Source organism: Streptomyces sp. NPDC046909 (genome assembly GCF_040644695.1).
GTDB lineage: Bacteria > Actinomycetota > Actinomycetes > Streptomycetales > Streptomycetaceae > Streptomyces.
Genome location: NZ_JBEYXC010000004.1, coordinates 775985 through 790427 on the forward strand (window position 1 = coordinate 775985; position 14443 = coordinate 790427).

13 protein-coding genes and 1 riboswitch are annotated in these 14443 nt (G+C 69.7%); of the genes, 6 read left to right on the forward strand and 7 right to left on the reverse strand.

Features of this window, described 5'->3' with window-relative positions; all coding sequences use genetic code 11:
* Positions 1-113 precede the first annotated feature (113 nt).
* The 5 genes from rlmN to ABZ928_RS16580 all read left to right on the forward strand — a co-directional run bounded on the left by rlmN (position 114) and on the right by ABZ928_RS16580 (position 5902).
* The gene (gene rlmN, locus ABZ928_RS16560) at positions 114-1220 is read left to right on the forward strand and encodes a 23S rRNA (adenine(2503)-C(2))-methyltransferase RlmN (RefSeq protein WP_361518751.1); all 1107 of its coding nucleotides are present in this window, start codon (positions 114-116) and stop codon (positions 1218-1220) included.
* A gap of 23 nt (positions 1221-1243) precedes the next feature.
* Positions 1244-1351, forward strand: a riboswitch (TPP riboswitch).
* Positions 1348-2415 carry a thiamine ABC transporter substrate-binding protein gene (locus tag ABZ928_RS16565; protein ID WP_361518753.1) on the forward strand — a complete coding sequence of 356 codons (1068 nt, stop codon included), beginning with the start codon at positions 1348-1350 and terminating at the stop codon, positions 2413-2415. It overlaps the preceding riboswitch by 4 nt.
* Before the next feature lie 47 nt (positions 2416-2462).
* Positions 2463-4064, forward strand: coding sequence for an iron ABC transporter permease (locus tag ABZ928_RS16570; RefSeq protein WP_361518755.1), 1602 nt, complete (start codon positions 2463-2465; stop codon positions 4062-4064).
* Positions 4064-5080: an ABC transporter ATP-binding protein gene (locus tag ABZ928_RS16575; RefSeq protein ID WP_361518757.1), complete on the forward strand. Its 1017-nt coding sequence runs from the start codon at positions 4064-4066 to the stop codon at positions 5078-5080. Before ABZ928_RS16570 ends, ABZ928_RS16575 begins: the two co-directional genes overlap by 1 nt.
* A 24-nt stretch (positions 5081-5104) precedes the next feature.
* Entirely contained in the window at positions 5105-5902 is a 798-nt protein-coding gene (locus tag ABZ928_RS16580) for a maleylpyruvate isomerase family mycothiol-dependent enzyme (RefSeq protein ID WP_361518759.1), read from the forward strand.
* A 59-nt stretch (positions 5903-5961) separates the two neighbouring features.
* Here the strand turns inward: ABZ928_RS16580 and ABZ928_RS16585 are convergent, their stop codons facing one another.
* The 7 genes from ABZ928_RS16585 to ABZ928_RS16615 form a co-directional block, all read right to left on the reverse strand.
* Positions 5962-6660 (reverse strand): LAETG motif-containing sortase-dependent surface protein, encoded by a 699-nt coding sequence (locus ABZ928_RS16585; RefSeq protein WP_361518761.1) that lies wholly within the window; start codon positions 6658-6660, stop codon positions 5962-5964.
* A 149-nt stretch (positions 6661-6809) separates the two neighbouring features.
* The gene (locus ABZ928_RS16590; RefSeq protein WP_361518763.1) at positions 6810-7931 is read right to left on the reverse strand and encodes an LOG family protein; all 1122 of its coding nucleotides are present in this window, start codon (positions 7929-7931) and stop codon (positions 6810-6812) included.
* A 76-nt stretch (positions 7932-8007) separates the two neighbouring features.
* On the reverse strand, positions 8008-8427 hold the full coding sequence (locus ABZ928_RS16595; RefSeq protein ID WP_361518765.1) for a VOC family protein: 420 nt from the start codon (positions 8425-8427) through the stop codon (positions 8008-8010).
* A gap of 118 nt (positions 8428-8545) precedes the next feature.
* A complete protein-coding gene (locus ABZ928_RS16600) occupies positions 8546-9949 on the reverse strand; it encodes a hypothetical protein (protein WP_361518767.1) in 1404 nt (467 codons plus the stop codon).
* Positions 9931-10671 carry an ATP-binding cassette domain-containing protein gene (locus tag ABZ928_RS16605; RefSeq protein WP_361518769.1) on the reverse strand — a complete coding sequence of 247 codons (741 nt, stop codon included), beginning with the start codon at positions 10669-10671 and terminating at the stop codon, positions 9931-9933. The genes ABZ928_RS16600 and ABZ928_RS16605 overlap by 19 nt, the downstream gene beginning before the upstream one ends.
* A 190-nt stretch (positions 10672-10861) precedes the next feature.
* Entirely contained in the window at positions 10862-12226 is a 1365-nt protein-coding gene (locus tag ABZ928_RS16610) for an aspartate aminotransferase family protein (protein WP_361518771.1), read from the reverse strand.
* Positions 12227-12245: 19 nt separating this feature from the next.
* Entirely contained in the window at positions 12246-12764 is a 519-nt protein-coding gene (locus ABZ928_RS16615) for an Lrp/AsnC family transcriptional regulator (protein WP_361518773.1), read from the reverse strand.
* Between the two features lie 182 nt (positions 12765-12946).
* Between ABZ928_RS16615 and ABZ928_RS16620 the strand changes: the two genes are divergently transcribed.
* Complete coding sequence (locus ABZ928_RS16620) at positions 12947-14386, forward strand: gamma-aminobutyraldehyde dehydrogenase (protein ID WP_361518775.1); 1440 nt, start codon at positions 12947-12949, stop codon at positions 14384-14386.
* The last annotated feature ends 57 nt before the right edge of the window (positions 14387-14443 follow it).

The window sequence follows — 14443 nt, forward strand, 5'->3', positions numbered from 1 at the left end:
GCCCCCCTCACGAGGCAGCGGCCACCCGTATCCGGGGTGGAGCCGGCTACACCGTGGTGACGCTCTGTGCGGACAACAGGACACACCATTCGATCTGCGACACTGGTACGACCATGCCGAAGCCCGGAGAACTCACTTTCGTCGCCCCGCGCGGAGCCAAGAAGCCGCCGCGGCACCTTGCCGATCTCACTCCTGCCGAGCGCAAGGACGCCGTGGCCGAGATCGGTGAGAAGCCGTTTCGTGCCAAGCAGCTCTCGCAGCACTACTTCGCGCGGTACGCGCACGATCCGGAGCAGTGGACCGACATCCCCGCTGCGGCTCGGCCGAAGTTGCAGGAGGCGCTGCTTCCTGAGCTGATGACTGTCGTGCGGCATCTGTCGACCGATCAGGGGACCACGCGCAAGACGCTGTGGCGGCTGTTCGACGGGACGCTCGTCGAGTCGGTGCTCATGCGGTACCCGGACCGGGTGACCATGTGCATCAGCTCGCAGGCCGGGTGCGGGATGAACTGTCCGTTCTGCGCGACCGGGCAGGCGGGGCTGGACCGGAATCTGTCCAGTGCTGAGATCGTCCATCAGATCGTCGATGGGATGCGGGCGCTCAGGGACGGAGAAGTGCCTGGTGGGCCCGCGCGGCTCTCCAACATCGTCTTCATGGGGATGGGCGAGCCGCTCGCCAACTACAAGCGGGTTGTGACCGCTGTCCGTGCGCTCACCGATCCCGCACCCGACGGGCTCGGGCTGTCGCAGCGGGGCATCACCGTTTCGACGGTCGGGCTCGTGCCGGCCATTCATCGGTTCGCCGACGAAGGGTTCAAGTGCCGGCTCGCGATCTCGCTGCACGCTCCCGACGACGAGCTGCGCGACACCCTCGTCCCCGTGAACACGCGGTGGAAGGTGCGCGAGGTGCTCGAGGCCGGGTTCGAGTACGTGGAGAAGTCCGGGCGGCGGCTTTCGATCGAGTACGCGCTCATTCGCGACATCAATGATCAGGCCTGGCGCGGTGACCGGCTCGGGCGGCTGCTCAAGGGCAAGCCCGTGCACGTCAATCTCATTCCGCTCAACCCGACTCCGGGCTCCAAGTGGACCGCCTCGCGACCCGAGGACGAGAAGGCGTTCGTCGAGGCGATCGCCGCGCACGGGGTGCCCGTCACCGTCCGGGACACCCGTGGGCAGGAGATCGACGGGGCCTGCGGTCAGCTTGCCGCGAGTGAGCGGTAGTCTGACCGGCGTAAGAACATCTTCATATCCGACAGGGGAGCGCCACAGCGCTGAGAGTGCGGCAATCGGGCCGCAGACCCTCTGAACCTCGCCCAGGTCATTCTGGGTAGGAAGTTCGGTCATCACCGTGAACACCAAGAAGTACTGTGCCGTCGTCGTGGGCCTCGGCCTGCTCGCGCTGTCCGCGTGCGGGTCCTCCGACGAGGGTGCCAAGAGCGAGTCCAAGACCGTCACCCTCGTCAGCCATGACTCGTGGGCCGTCTCCAAGGGCGTCCTCGCCGCCTTCGAGAAGGAGTCCGGCTACAAGGTCAAGGTCCTGGAGGACGGCGACGCCGGGCAGGCCGTCAACAAGGCGATCCTGACCAAGGACAACCCGCAGGGCGACGTCTTCTTCGGCGTCGACAACACCCTGCTCTCCCGGGCCCTCGACAACGGGCTCTTCCAGCCGTACGAGGCGAAGGGCGCCGGCACGATCAAGGCCGGCTTCCGGGTCGACGGGGACAAGGTCACGCCCATCGACACCGGCGACATCTGCCTCAACTACGACAAGGCCTGGTTCAGCCAACACAAGGTCCAGCCGCCTACGTCGTACGACGATCTCGTCAAGCCCGCCTACAAGAACCTCCTCGTCACCGAGAACGCCGCCACCTCCTCGCCGGGGCTCGGGTTCCTGCTCGGGACCGCCGCCAAGTACGGCGACGACGGGTGGGAGGCGTACTGGAGCAAGCTCAAGGCCAACGGCGTCAAGGTCGTCGACGGCTGGGAGCAGGCCTACAACGAGGAGTTCTCCGGGTCCGCCGGGGGGAAGAAGGCGAAGGCCGACCGGCCGCTCGTCGTCTCCTACGCCTCCTCGCCGCCCGCCGAGGTCATCTACGCCGACCCGAAGCCGTCGACCGCGCCGACCGGTGTCGTCGAGGGGACCTGCTTCCGGCAGGTCGAGTACGCGGGGCTGCTGAGCAACGCGAAGAACAGCGAGGGCGGCAAGGCGCTCATCGACTTCCTCCTGACCAAGAAGTTCCAGGAGGACATGCCGCTCAACATGTTCGTCTACCCGGTGGTCGAGGGCGCGGCCGTGCCCGCCGAGTTCACGCAGTACGGCCCCGCCGCCGAGGACCCCGAGACCATGGACCCGGCGAAGATCGCCGACAACCGTGACGACTGGGTCAAGTCGTGGACCTCGCTCGTACTGAAGTAACCCCGCGTTTCAGGCGCTTCAAGGGGAACGCGGCGCGGCTCGGGCTCATGGCCCTGCCCGTCGCGTTCTTCGGGGTCTTCTTCGCCTGGCCCGTCGCCGCGATCGTCGCGCGCGGGCTCAAGGTCGACGGGGCCTGGCAGTTCGGGCGGATCGCGGACGTGCTCGGGCAGTCCGACATCCGGCACGTCCTGTGGTTCACCACCTGGCAGGCGCTCGCCTCCACCGCGCTCACCCTGCTGATCGCGCTGCCCGGCGCCTACGTGTTCGCGCGCTTCGAGTTCCCGGGCAAACAGGTGCTGCGGGCGGTCGTGACCGTGCCGTTCGTGCTGCCGACGGTCGTCGTCGGTACGGCGTTCCTGGCGCTGGTCGGGCGCGGGGGACTGCTCGACGAGCTGTGGGGCGTACGCCTGGACACGACCGTGTGGGCCATCCTGCTCGCGCATGTCTTCTTCAACTACGCGGTGGTCGTACGGACGGTCGGCGGGCTCTGGTCGCAGCTCGACCCCCGGCAGGAGGAGGCCGCGCGGATGCTGGGCGCCTCGCGGCTGAGGGCCTGGCGGAAGGTGACCCTGCCCGCGCTCGGGCCCGCCGTGGCGGCCGCCGCGCTCATGGTCTTCCTGTTCACCTTCACCTCCTTCGGTGTGGTGCAGATCCTCGGCGGACCGACCTTCTCCACCCTTGAGGTCGAGATCTACCGGCAGACCACCGACCTCTTCGACCTTGCCACGGCCGCGGTCCTCACGATCATCCAGTTCGTCGCCGTCGGTGCGATCCTCGCCCTGCACGCCTGGACGGTACGGCGCCGGGAGACCGCGCTGCGGCTCGTGGACGCCTCCGCCACGGCACGGCGGCCGCGCGGTGCCGGACAGTGGGCGCTGCTGGCCGGCGTGCTGGCCACCATCGCCGTACTCCTGCTGCTGCCGCTCGCCGTGCTCGTGCAACGCTCCCTCGACGCCCCCGACTTCGCGTACTACCGGGCCCTGACCTCGGCCGACGGCGGAGTCTTCCTGGTGCCGCCGATCGAGGCGATCGGCAACTCGCTCTCGTACGCCGTCGCCGCCACCGCCATCGCGGTCGTCATCGGCGGTCTCGCCGCGGCCGCGCTGACCCGGCGGGACGCGGGACGGTTGGTACGGGGCTTCGACGCGCTGCTGATGCTGCCGCTGGGGGTGTCCGCGGTGACCGTCGGGTTCGGGTTCCTGATCGCCCTCGACGAGCCGCCGTTGAATCTGCGGTCCTCGTGGATCCTTGTGCCGCTCGCGCAGGCGCTGGTCGGGGTGCCCTTCGTCGTCCGGACCATGCTGCCGGTGCTGCGGGCCGTGGACCACCGGCTCCGGGAGGCGGCGGCCGTGCTCGGGGCGTCGCCCTGGCGGGTGTGGCGGGAGGTCGATCTGCCGTTGGTGCGGCGGGCGTTGCTGATCGCGGCCGGGTTCGCCTTCGCCGTGTCTCTGGGGGAGTTCGGGGCGACCGTGTTCATCGCGCGGCCCGACCATCCGACGCTGCCGGTGGCCGTGGCGAAGCTGCTGGGGCGGGCCGGGGAGCTCAACTACGGGCAGGCGATGGCCCTTTCGACGATTCTGATGGTGGTGTGCGCGGTGGCGCTGCTGGTGCTTGAGCGGCTGCGGACCGATCGGACGGGTGAGTTCTGATGCTGCTGAGCCTGGAAGGTGCGACGGTTCGCTTCGGTGGGCGGGCCGTGCTGGACGGGGTCGATCTCGCGGTCGCCGAGCACGAGATCGTGTGTGTGCTCGGGCCCAGTGGGAGCGGGAAGTCGACGCTGCTGCGGGCGGTGGCCGGGCTGCAACACCTGGACGCCGGGCGGGTGTTGCTCGACGGGCGCGATCAGGTGGGGGTGGCCGCGCACAAGCGGGGGGTCGGGCTGATGTTCCAGGACCATCAGCTGTTCCCGCAGCGGGACGTGGGCGGGAACGTGGCGTTCGGGCTGCGGATGCATGGCGCCCCGAAGGGTGAACAGGCTTCCCGGGTGGGCGAGTTGCTCGATCTCGTCGGACTTCCCGGCGCCGGTCGGCGGGCCGTCGCCTCGCTCTCCGGCGGTGAGCAGCAGCGGGTCGCGCTGGCCCGGGCCCTGGCGCCCCGGCCGCGGTTGCTGATGCTGGACGAGCCGCTCGGGCAGCTGGACCGTTCGCTTCGGGAACGGCTCGTCGTCGAACTGCGGGAGCTGTTCGGGCGGTTGGGGACGACCGTGCTGGCCGTGACCCACGACCAGGGCGAGGCCTTCGCGCTCGCCGACCGGGTCGTCGTGATGCGGGACGGGCGGATCGCCCAGTCCGGTACGCCACTTGAGGTGTGGCAGCGGCCCGCCGACGAGTTCGTCGCCCGGTTCCTCGGCTTCGAGAACATCGTCGAGGGCACGGTCGGCGGGGAGGCCGCGGACACGCCCTGGGGCAAGCTGCCGGTCCCGGAAGGGGCCCCGCAGGGGGTGCGGAGTCTGCTGGTGCGGCCCGCCGGGGTGCGGCTCGTGGAGGACGGGCTGCCGTGCACGGTCGTCGCCCGGACCTTCAAGGGCACCCATGTCGCCGTACGGCTCCAGCCGGAGGGGGACGGGCCGCGGCTTGAGGCGGCGTGTGCGTTGCGAGTGGCGCCGGAGGTCGGGGAGAGGGTCGGGGTGGAGTTCGACGCGGCGGAAATCGTCGTGCTCGGCTGATCGGCGGAGCTTTAGGGTGCGGGCATGACGCTGCTCACCCATGACCGTTACTGCGAAGAGATCGCCCACCAGGTCGGCCTGCTCCGGGCGGTCGTGACCTCCGGGGCCGACCTGTCCGCGACCGTGCCGACCTGCCCCGACTGGACGCTGGAGCAGCTCGTACGGCACACCGGGGGCGCCCTGCGCTGGGTGGAGCTGCTGGTGCGGACCCGGGCCCAGGAGGACATCCCCGAGGAGCGGGTGCCGTTGGGGGAGGGGCCGTCGGCCGCGGGGGACGCGGGCGCGCTGGACGCCTGGCTCGCCGAGACGGGCGAGCTGCTCGTGGACGCGCTGCGGGAGGCCGGGCCCGACGCCAAGGTGTGGGCGTGGGCCGGGATCCCGACGTCCGGCTTCTGGGCGCGCCGGATGGCGCATGAACTCACCGTCCACCGGGCCGACGCGACGCTCGCCGCGGGACTGCCGTACGAGGTCGCGCCGGAGATCGCCGCCGACGCGATCGACGAGTGGCTGGAGATCGTGGAGTTCGTGCAGCGGACCATGCCGCACGACGAGGCCAAGGAGTTGCGGGGCGCCGGGCGGAGCATCCATCTGCACGCCACCGACGCCCCTCCCGAGGTGGACGCGGAGTGGGTGGTCGAACTCACCGACGACGTCATCGTGTGGCGGCGCGGGCACGAGAAGGCGACCGTCGCGCTCAGGGGGCCGCTGACCGCCGTACTGCTGGCCTTCTACCGTCGACTGCCGCTGGACAGCCCGGAGTTGGAGGTGCTGGGCGAGCGGGAGCTGCTGGAGTTCTGGCTGGAGCGGGCCACGTTCGGGTGACATGACTGTGGCCCGTCCCCTGACGGAGGACGGGCCACAGCGGTACTGCTGGCGTGGCGTCAGCGGGTGCTGCTCGCCCCACGGCGGCGCAGGCCGAAGAAGACCGCGCCGCCGCCGACGGCGACCAGGGCGACCGCGACACCGGCGATGACACCGGTGTTGGAGTTCGCACCGGTCTCGGCGAGGTTGGACTCACCGGCCGCGGCGGACGGAGCGCTGCTCGGCGTGGCCGCCGGGGCAGTGCTGTCGCTCTCCGAGGCCGACGGGGTCGGGCTGGCGGACTCCTCGGCCGGCGTGGAGGCGGAGTCCGACGGGGACGGGGTGGCCGTCGGGGTCGGGGACTCCTCCTTCTTGCAGGCCGTGGCGGGAGTCGTCAGGTTGGGCGTGATGTCCTCGTCGACGTAGCCCTTGGCGGTGACGTGGACGCGGTACTCGGCGTTCGGCTTCCAGTCCTCGGTGAAGGTGATGGTGGTGCCCGCGCGCGAGCCCTTCACCTCCTGCTCGCCGATCTTCTTGAGGTCGGCGCCGTTGTTCTGGAGGTAGACGGTGATGGTCGCCGGGACGCCGGACGGGTCGACGTCGGTGACCGTGATGACGCCGTTCTCGCCGTCGCACTTGGCTTCGGCGGAGAACTCGCTGATGTTGCAGGCCAGCGCGTTGCCGGCGACTCCAAGCGCGAGCGCGGCCGAGGCGGAGGCGACACCGAGGACGCGCGCGGAGCGGGCGAGGGTGCGGCGGGATATGGACAGAACTGCCACGTTTGTCCTTACGGGAAGCGCAAATGAGGGGGGTGAGTGAGGGAGTGATGATGTGACATCAGCATTCCCATGGGACTCACAGGTTTATAAGCGTGGCGTAAGTAGTGTCAACGTGTATGCGTATCGCGGGGGTTGGCTTTACCTGCTTATTAACCACCGAGACGTTTCAGCGCCTCCGGGGCCTCCTCGATTCGGTCAACCAGGGCGATTCGCGACTCCATCGACCGCTCCCGGGCAAGTGACCGCAACAACGGCCACGTCGGCAGCCTCTCGGTCCAGTGCGCCCGGTCGACGAGCACCATCGGCGTCGGCTCCCCGCGCGACTCGTAGTAGTTGGGCGTCGCGTTGTCGAAGATCTCCTGTACGGTCCCGGCGGCGCCCGGCAGGAACACCACACCGGCGGTGGAGCGGGCCAACAGGCCGTCCTCGCGGGTGGCGTTGGCGAAGTACTTCGCGATGTGCGAGGCGAACGGGTTCGGCGGCTCGTGGCCGTAGAACCAGGTCGGGATGCCGATCGAGGTGCCGCCGCGGGGCCAGCGGGTGCGGACCTCGAAGGCGGCGGCCGCCCAGTCGGTGATCGAGGGTGTGAACTTCGGTGCCTTCGCGAGGAGTTGGAGGGCCTCGGCGAGCATCTCGTCGTCGAAGGGGGCGGCGTACGCGCCGAGGTTCGCGGCCTCCATCGCGCCCGGTCCGCCGCCGGTGGCGACGGTGAGGCCGGCGCGGGTCAGCTCCCTGCCGAGGCGGGCGGCGCCGGCGTACGCCTCCGTGCCGCGGCCCATCGCGTGGCCGCCCATGACGCCAACGACCCTGGTGTCCCTGAGGAGTTCGTCGAGGGCGTCCGACACGGCGTCGTCGTGGATCGAGCGCAGCATCGAGGCGAGTATGTCGCCGTCGGCCTTGGTCCGCTGGAACCACGCGTACGCGCGGGCGTCGAGCGTCTCCTCGTAGCCCTTGTCGAGGCCGGCGAACAGCTCGTCCGGGGAGTAGAGCAGGCCCCGGTACGGGTCGAAGGGCAGATGCGGGACGGGCGGGAAGACCATCGCGCCGTCCGCGCGCACCTTCGCCGCCGCGTTCTCCCGCATCGGGCAGCCGAGGAAGACGGCTCCCGCGGTGTCGGTCGCCAGCAACTCCCTTGTGCGGTCCGTCAGATCGACGGCCTGGACGCGGAAGCCGGCGAGGGTGGAGCGGGCCGAGACCGTCGCGTCGAACTCTTCGAGGGTCTCGATCTCGCGGTCGTCGTGGTGGGCCGCGTGGGCGGGCATGGTGTGCACGGGGCCATGCTAGGGCGCCCGCTGGTGGGTTCAACGGGCGCCGAGGTGAAGGGGCGAGGGCGGCTGGAGGGTGCGGTCAGCCCTGGACCGCGGCCGGGTCCATCCACACGACCTCCCAGGTGTGGCCGTCGAGGTCGTCGAAGGCGCGGCCGTACATGAAGCCCATGTCCTGGACCTTGTCCGACACGGTGCCGCCCGCGGCGCCCGCCTTCTCGACCAGCTCGTCGACCTTCTCGCGGCTCTCGGCGCTCAGACAGATCAGCACCTCGCTGGTCGTCGTGGCGTCCGCGATCTCCTTCTTGGTGAAGGTCGAGTAGAACGGCTTCGTGAGGAGCATCGCGACGATCGTGTCGCTGATCACCACGGACGCCGCGTTCTCATCGCTGAACTGGGCGTTGAGCGTGTAGCCGAGCTCGGTGAAGAACTTCTTCGAGGCGTCGAGGTCGTTGACCGGCAGGTTGACGAAGATCATCTGCTGGTACGCGGTGGAGGTCATCTCGGGTCTCTCCCATCGGGGTCGTGGTGTTCGGTGGGTAGACCTGGGCGCCGGGCGGAACTCATCGGCGGGTGGTCATTTTCTTTTGATTTCTTTTGGCGAGCTTCTCGGCGGGGTCTCAGCGGGTCAACGGCAGTGCCGCCAGCTCGGCCACCAGGAGGGTCAGGGGGGTGAAGAGGGCCAGTACCGCGCCTGCTCTGAGGGCCGCCGCGCTGCGGAGCATCGTCGCGGGGGCGCCCAGGCGGAGGAGGGCGGCGGTGGTGTCGGCGCGAGCGTGTTTCGCCTCCACCGCCGCGGTGAGGAGGGTGGCCACCGTGCAGCCGGTCACCAAGAGGGTGCCGAGGGTGGTGAGGGGGCCGAAGGTGTCGGTGGCGGGGGTGTGGAGTCGGGCCATGGCGTAGGTGGCGGAGGCTACGGCGCAGACCACGCCCAGGGGGCGGCCGATGCGGGTGGCTTCCTCCATGAGGACTCGGCCGGCGAGCAGGCGTAGGGCGCCTGGGCGGACGGACTGGAGCAGGCGGCCGCAGAGGTGGGTCAGGCCGGGGCCGGCGAGGGCGAGGCCGGTGGCGGTGAGGAGCCAGCCGAGGAGGACGGCGGTGGGGCCGGATGTGAGGCCGCCGGGCAGGGTGAGGGTGGGGGTGGTGGGAGTGGTGGGGGATTGGGATGCGTAGGCCTCTACGGCCAGGCCTGCGGCCAGTACCGCGATGCCCCAGGGGAGGCCTTTGGGGGCGTCCTTCGGGGGGAGGGGGAGGTTGTGGGGGGACGGGTCGGAGGGCGGATGCTCCTCGGTGGGCGCAGACGGTGGCGAGTCGGAGTCAGCGGCCCGGCTGTCCGCAAGCGGCGGAGGGTTGGTGCCGGCGGCGTGTTTGCTCGCGGGTTCTGTCGGCTTACGCGGCCGCAGGTGGGCGCCGAACCTTCCGTACGCGCCGAACGTCTCCCTCGTGCCCGTCCTGCCGTACGCGCCGAAGCGGCCGTACGGCCTCGCAGCCCGCCGGGTCGCCGTCGTGCGGGTGTCCTTCGGGCGGAGGAGGACCGCCACCGACACCGACGCGATGACCGGCACCAGCCCCAGCAGGGTCAGCGCCGCCGGCAACGGCAAGGGCTCGTCCGCTGCCAGGAACTCCGCCGCCGCGCCGTCGAAGGGCATGCCCGTCAGGTCGCCTCGCAGGTGGAGGAAGAACAGCAGGGCCAGCATCGAGCCCAGGGTGCAGGAGAGGGCCGTTGTCGCCGCCGAGACGGCCATCAGGCGGGTCGGGCCCAGGCCGATCGCTGCCAGGCCGGGGCGGGGGCGGGTGCCGGGGTCTGTTCTGGCGACCGCCAGCGCGAAGTACACCGTTGCCGCGAGGGGGGTCAGGCACCAGGCCAGGCGGAGCAGGGAACCCGAGGGGTCGTCCTGGTGGGTCATGGCGTAGCCGAGGGTGCACAGGAGGAGGAAGCCGGTGCCTGCCGCCGCCAGGGCCACCGACAGGCGGCGGAGTTGTACGGCCGGCTTGGCGCCGCGGGTCAGACGGAGAGCGAGCACGCGGCCCGGCCTTCCGACTCGGTGACCGGGGGGAGGTGGACCGTGTTCACCCGGCGGCCGTCCAGCAACGTCACCGTGCGGTCCGCCAGCGCCGCCGTCTCCGCGTCGTGCGTCGCCAGGACCACCGTGATGCCGTGCGAGCGGGCCGCCGTGGTCAGGGTGCGCAACACATGGGCCCTGTCTGCCCGGTGCAGAGGCGCCGTCGGTTCGTCCGCGAACAGGACCGTGGGGGCCGGGGCCAACGCCCTGGCGATGCAGACCCGTTGGCGTTCCGCCTGGTGCAACTCGTGGGGGCGCTTGCGGGTCTGGTCGCCCACGTCCAGGCGCTCCAGCCATTCCAGGGCCGCCGTCTTCGCGCGGCGGCGGCTCGTGCCGCGGAGCATCAGGGGGAGCGCGGCGTTCTCCCAGACGTTCAGTTCGGGGACGAGGACCGGGGCCGGGTCGATCCAGCCGAAGCGGTCGCGGCGCAGGCGCTCGCGCGTCATCGGGCCCATCGTGTGGACCGGCACGCTGTTGAACCAGACCTCGCCGCGCTGCGCCGGGACCAATCCGGACAGACAGTGCAGGAGGGTCGTCTTGCCGCTGCCGCGCGGGCCGCTGACGGCGAGGATCTCGCCCTCCTGGACGCCGAGCGAGACACCGCCGAGGCCTGGGGAGCCGTCCTTGTAGGTGAAGTGCAGGGCGCGTGCCCAGAGAACGTCGTTGTCGGGCGGGGCCACCATCGCGTACACCTCGGTTCAGATCCTTTTGGCTTGCCAAATCCCCCGTGCGGGGGAACGAAGACAGGGCCGATCGGTCACTGGGCACGCTAGGGAGTCCGTTTGGCGCGGCCGGACAGCACGCGGCCCCGGGCGCCCGTTTCTCACTCGAACGGGCGGCACCGGGGCCGTTGTTGATCACAGGGTCAGCTCATCAGAGCTTCGTCCACGCCTCCGTCAGGGTCGCCCGCAGGATCTGCTCGATCTCGTCGAACGTCTCCTGGTTGGAGATCAGCGGCGGGGCGAGCTGGACGACCGGGTCGCCACGGTCGTCGGCGCGGCAGTAGAGGCCGTTGTCGTACAGCGCCTTGGAGAGGAAGCCGTACAGGACGCGCTCGGTCTCCTCGTCGGTGAAGGACTCCTTGGTCGTCTTGTCCTTGACCAGCTCGATGCCGTAGAAGAAGCCGTTGCCGCGGACGTCGCCGACGATCGGGAGGTCGTAGAGCTTCTCCAGGGTCGCGCGGAAGGCGCCCTCGTTGTCGAGCACGTGCTGGTTGAGGCCCTCGCGCTCGAACAGGTCGAGGTTGGCGATGCCGACCGCGGCGGAGACCGGGTGGCCGCCGAAGGTGTAGCCGTGGAGGAAGGTGTTGTCGCCCTTGTAGAAGGGCTCCGCGAGGCGGTCGGAGATGATGCAGGCGCCGATCGGGGAGTAGCCCGAGGTCATGCCCTTGGCGCAGGTGATCATGTCCGGGATGTAGTCGAACTTGTCACAGGCGAAGGTCGTGCCCAGGCGGCCGAAGGCGCAGATCGTCTCGTCCGAGACCAGCAGGACGTCGTACTGGTCGCAGATCTCGCGCACCCGCTGGAAGTAGCCGGGCGGCGGCGGGAAGCAGCCGCCGGCGTTCTGGACCGGCTCCAGGAAGACCGCGGCGACCGTGTCCGGGCCCTCGAAGAGGATCTGCTGCTCGATCTGGTCGGCGGCCCAGCGGCCGAAGGCCTCGGGGTCGTCGCCGAAGAGCGGGGCGCGGTAGATGTTGGTGTTCGGCACCTTGTGCGCGCCGGGGACCAGCGGCTCGAAGGGGGCCTTCAGGCCCGGCAGGCCGGTGATGGACAGGGCGCCCTGCGGGGTGCCGTGATAGGCGACCGCGCGCGAGATGACCTTGTACTTGGTGGGCTTGCCGGTGAGCTTGAAGTACTGCTTGGCCAGCTTCCAGGCGGTCTCGACCGCCTCGCCGCCGCCGGTGGTGAAGAAGACCTTGTTGAGGTCGCCCGGGGCCTCGTGCGCGAGGCGCTCCGCGAGCTCCACGGCCTTCGGGTGGGCGTAGGACCACACCGGGAAGAACGCGAGCTCCTGCGCCTGCTTGAAGGCGGTCTCGGCGAGTTCCGTACGGCCGTGGCCGGCCTGGACCACGAACAGGCCCGCGAGACCGTCGAGGTAGCGCTTGCCCTTGTCGTCGTAGATGTAGGTGCCCTCGCCCCGGACGATGGTGGGGACGGGCGAGTTCTCGTACGAGGACATGCGGGTGAAGTGCATCCACAGGTGGTCGTACGCGGTCTGGCTGAGGTCCTTGGAGCTCACGGTTATCGGGTCCTCACGGTTATCGGGTTCCCCACATGTAGGTCTGCTTCTTGAGCTTCAGGTAAACGAAGCTCTCGGTGGAGCGCACTCCGGGGATGAGCCGGATGCGTCTGTTGATGACCTCCAGAAGGTGGTCGTCGTCCTCGCAGACGATCTCCACCATCAGGTCGAAGGAGCCGGCGGTCATCACCACGTACTCGCACTCGGACATGGAGGTCAGCGCGTCGGCCACGGACTCGACATCGCCCTCGACGTGGATGCCCACCATCGCCTGCCGCCGGAACCCCACGGTGAGGGGGTCGGTGACGGCGACGATCTGCATCACGCCCTGGTCGAGCAGCTTCTGGACGCGCTGGCGCACGGCCGCCTCGGAGAGGCCCACGGCCTTGCCGATCGCGGCGTACGGCCGGCGGCCGTCCTCCTGGAGCTGTTCGATGATGGCGAGGGAAACGGCATCCAGATGGGGAGTAGTGCCGTTCCTGGACTCGCGGGAGTCCCTGTGCTCTGCGCTTCGACTGGCCACGACCTCACTGTGCACGACGTCTCGACGGTTTCGCAAGGCCATAGCGATGAAATTCGTTGTTTACGTGAGGGAGACCTGCGGATTTCGCAGTCTTGACGGGATCAGGGGTGTTGAAAACGTGGGCGGGGCGATTAGGGTGGGTGTCTCAACCAATGGACAGTTCGAGCAGGACTTCGATCGGACACAGGAGGCCGGCAGTGAGCACCGAGCTGCGTCGTCTGCGCAACTACATCGACGGTGAGTTCCGGGACGCCGCCGACGGACGGACCACCGACGTGGTCAACCCCGCGACGGGCGAGGCGTACGCGACCGCGCCGCTGTCCGGACCGGCGGACATCGACGCCGCGATGGCCGCGGCCGCCGCCGCGTTCCCGGGGTGGCGCGACACGACGCCCGCCGAGCGGCAGAAGGCCCTCCTGAAGATCGCGGACGCGTTCGAGGAGCGCGCCGAGGAACTCATCGCGGCCGAGGTGGAGAACACCGGCAAGCCGATCGGACTCACGCGGTCCGAGGAGATCCCGCCGATGGTGGACCAGATCCGCTTCTTCGCCGGGGCGGCGCGGATGCTGGAGGGGCGCTCCGCCGGTGAGTACATGGAGGGGATGACGTCGATCATCCGCCGTGAGCCGGTGGGTGTGTGTGCGCAGGTCGCGCCCTGGAACTACCCGATGATGATGGCCGTATGGAAGTTCGCGCCGGCCATCGCGGCCGGTAACACGGTCGTGCTGAAGCCGTCGGACACCACTCCTGCGTCCACCGTCCTCATCGCCGAGATCCTCGGGTCGATCCTGCCCAAGGGTGTCTTCAACGTCGTCACGGGTGACCGTGACACCGGGCGGCTGATGGTCGAGCACCCGACCCCCGCGATGGCCTCCATCACCGGGTCCGTGCGCGCGGGCATGTCCGTCGCCGAGTCCGCGTCCAAGGACCTCAAGCGGGTTCACCTGGAGCTGGGCGGCAAGGCGCCGGTCGTCGTCTTCGACGACACGGACATCGCCAAGGCCGTCGAGGACATCTCCGTCGCCGGGTTCTTCAACGCCGGGCAGGACTGTACGGCCGCCACGCGCGTCCTTGTGCAGGAGGGCATCCACGACGAGTTCGTCGCCGCGCTCGCGAAGGCCGCCGCCGAGACGAAGACGGGGCAGCCGGACGACGAGGACGTGCTGTTCGGTCCCCTCAACAACCCCAACCAGCTCAAGCAGGTCTCCGGGTTCATCGAGCGGCTTCCCGCGCACGCGAAGGTCGAGGCCGGGGGGCAGCGGGTCGGGGAGAAGGGGTACTTCTATGCCCCTACCGTCGTCTCCGGGCTGAAGCAGGACGACGAGATCATCCAGAACGAGGTCTTCGGGCCGGTCATCACCGTTCAGTCGTTCTCCGACGAGGATCAGGCTGTCGAGTGGGCCAACGGCGTTGACTACGCGCTGGCTTCGTCTGTGTGGACGAAGGACCACGGGCGGGCCATGCGGATGTCGAAGAAGCTGGACTTCGGGTGTGTGTGGATCAACACGCACATTCCGTTGGTGGCGGAGATGCCGCATGGCGGGTTCAAGAAGTCCGGGTACGGCAAGGATCTGTCGGGGTACGGGTTTGAGGACTACACGCGGATCAAGCATGTGATGACGTCTTTGGACGCGTAGTCGGTTGGCTGCGGGTGTGTGGGGGCTGGTCGCGCAGTTCCCCGCGCCCCTGGGTGG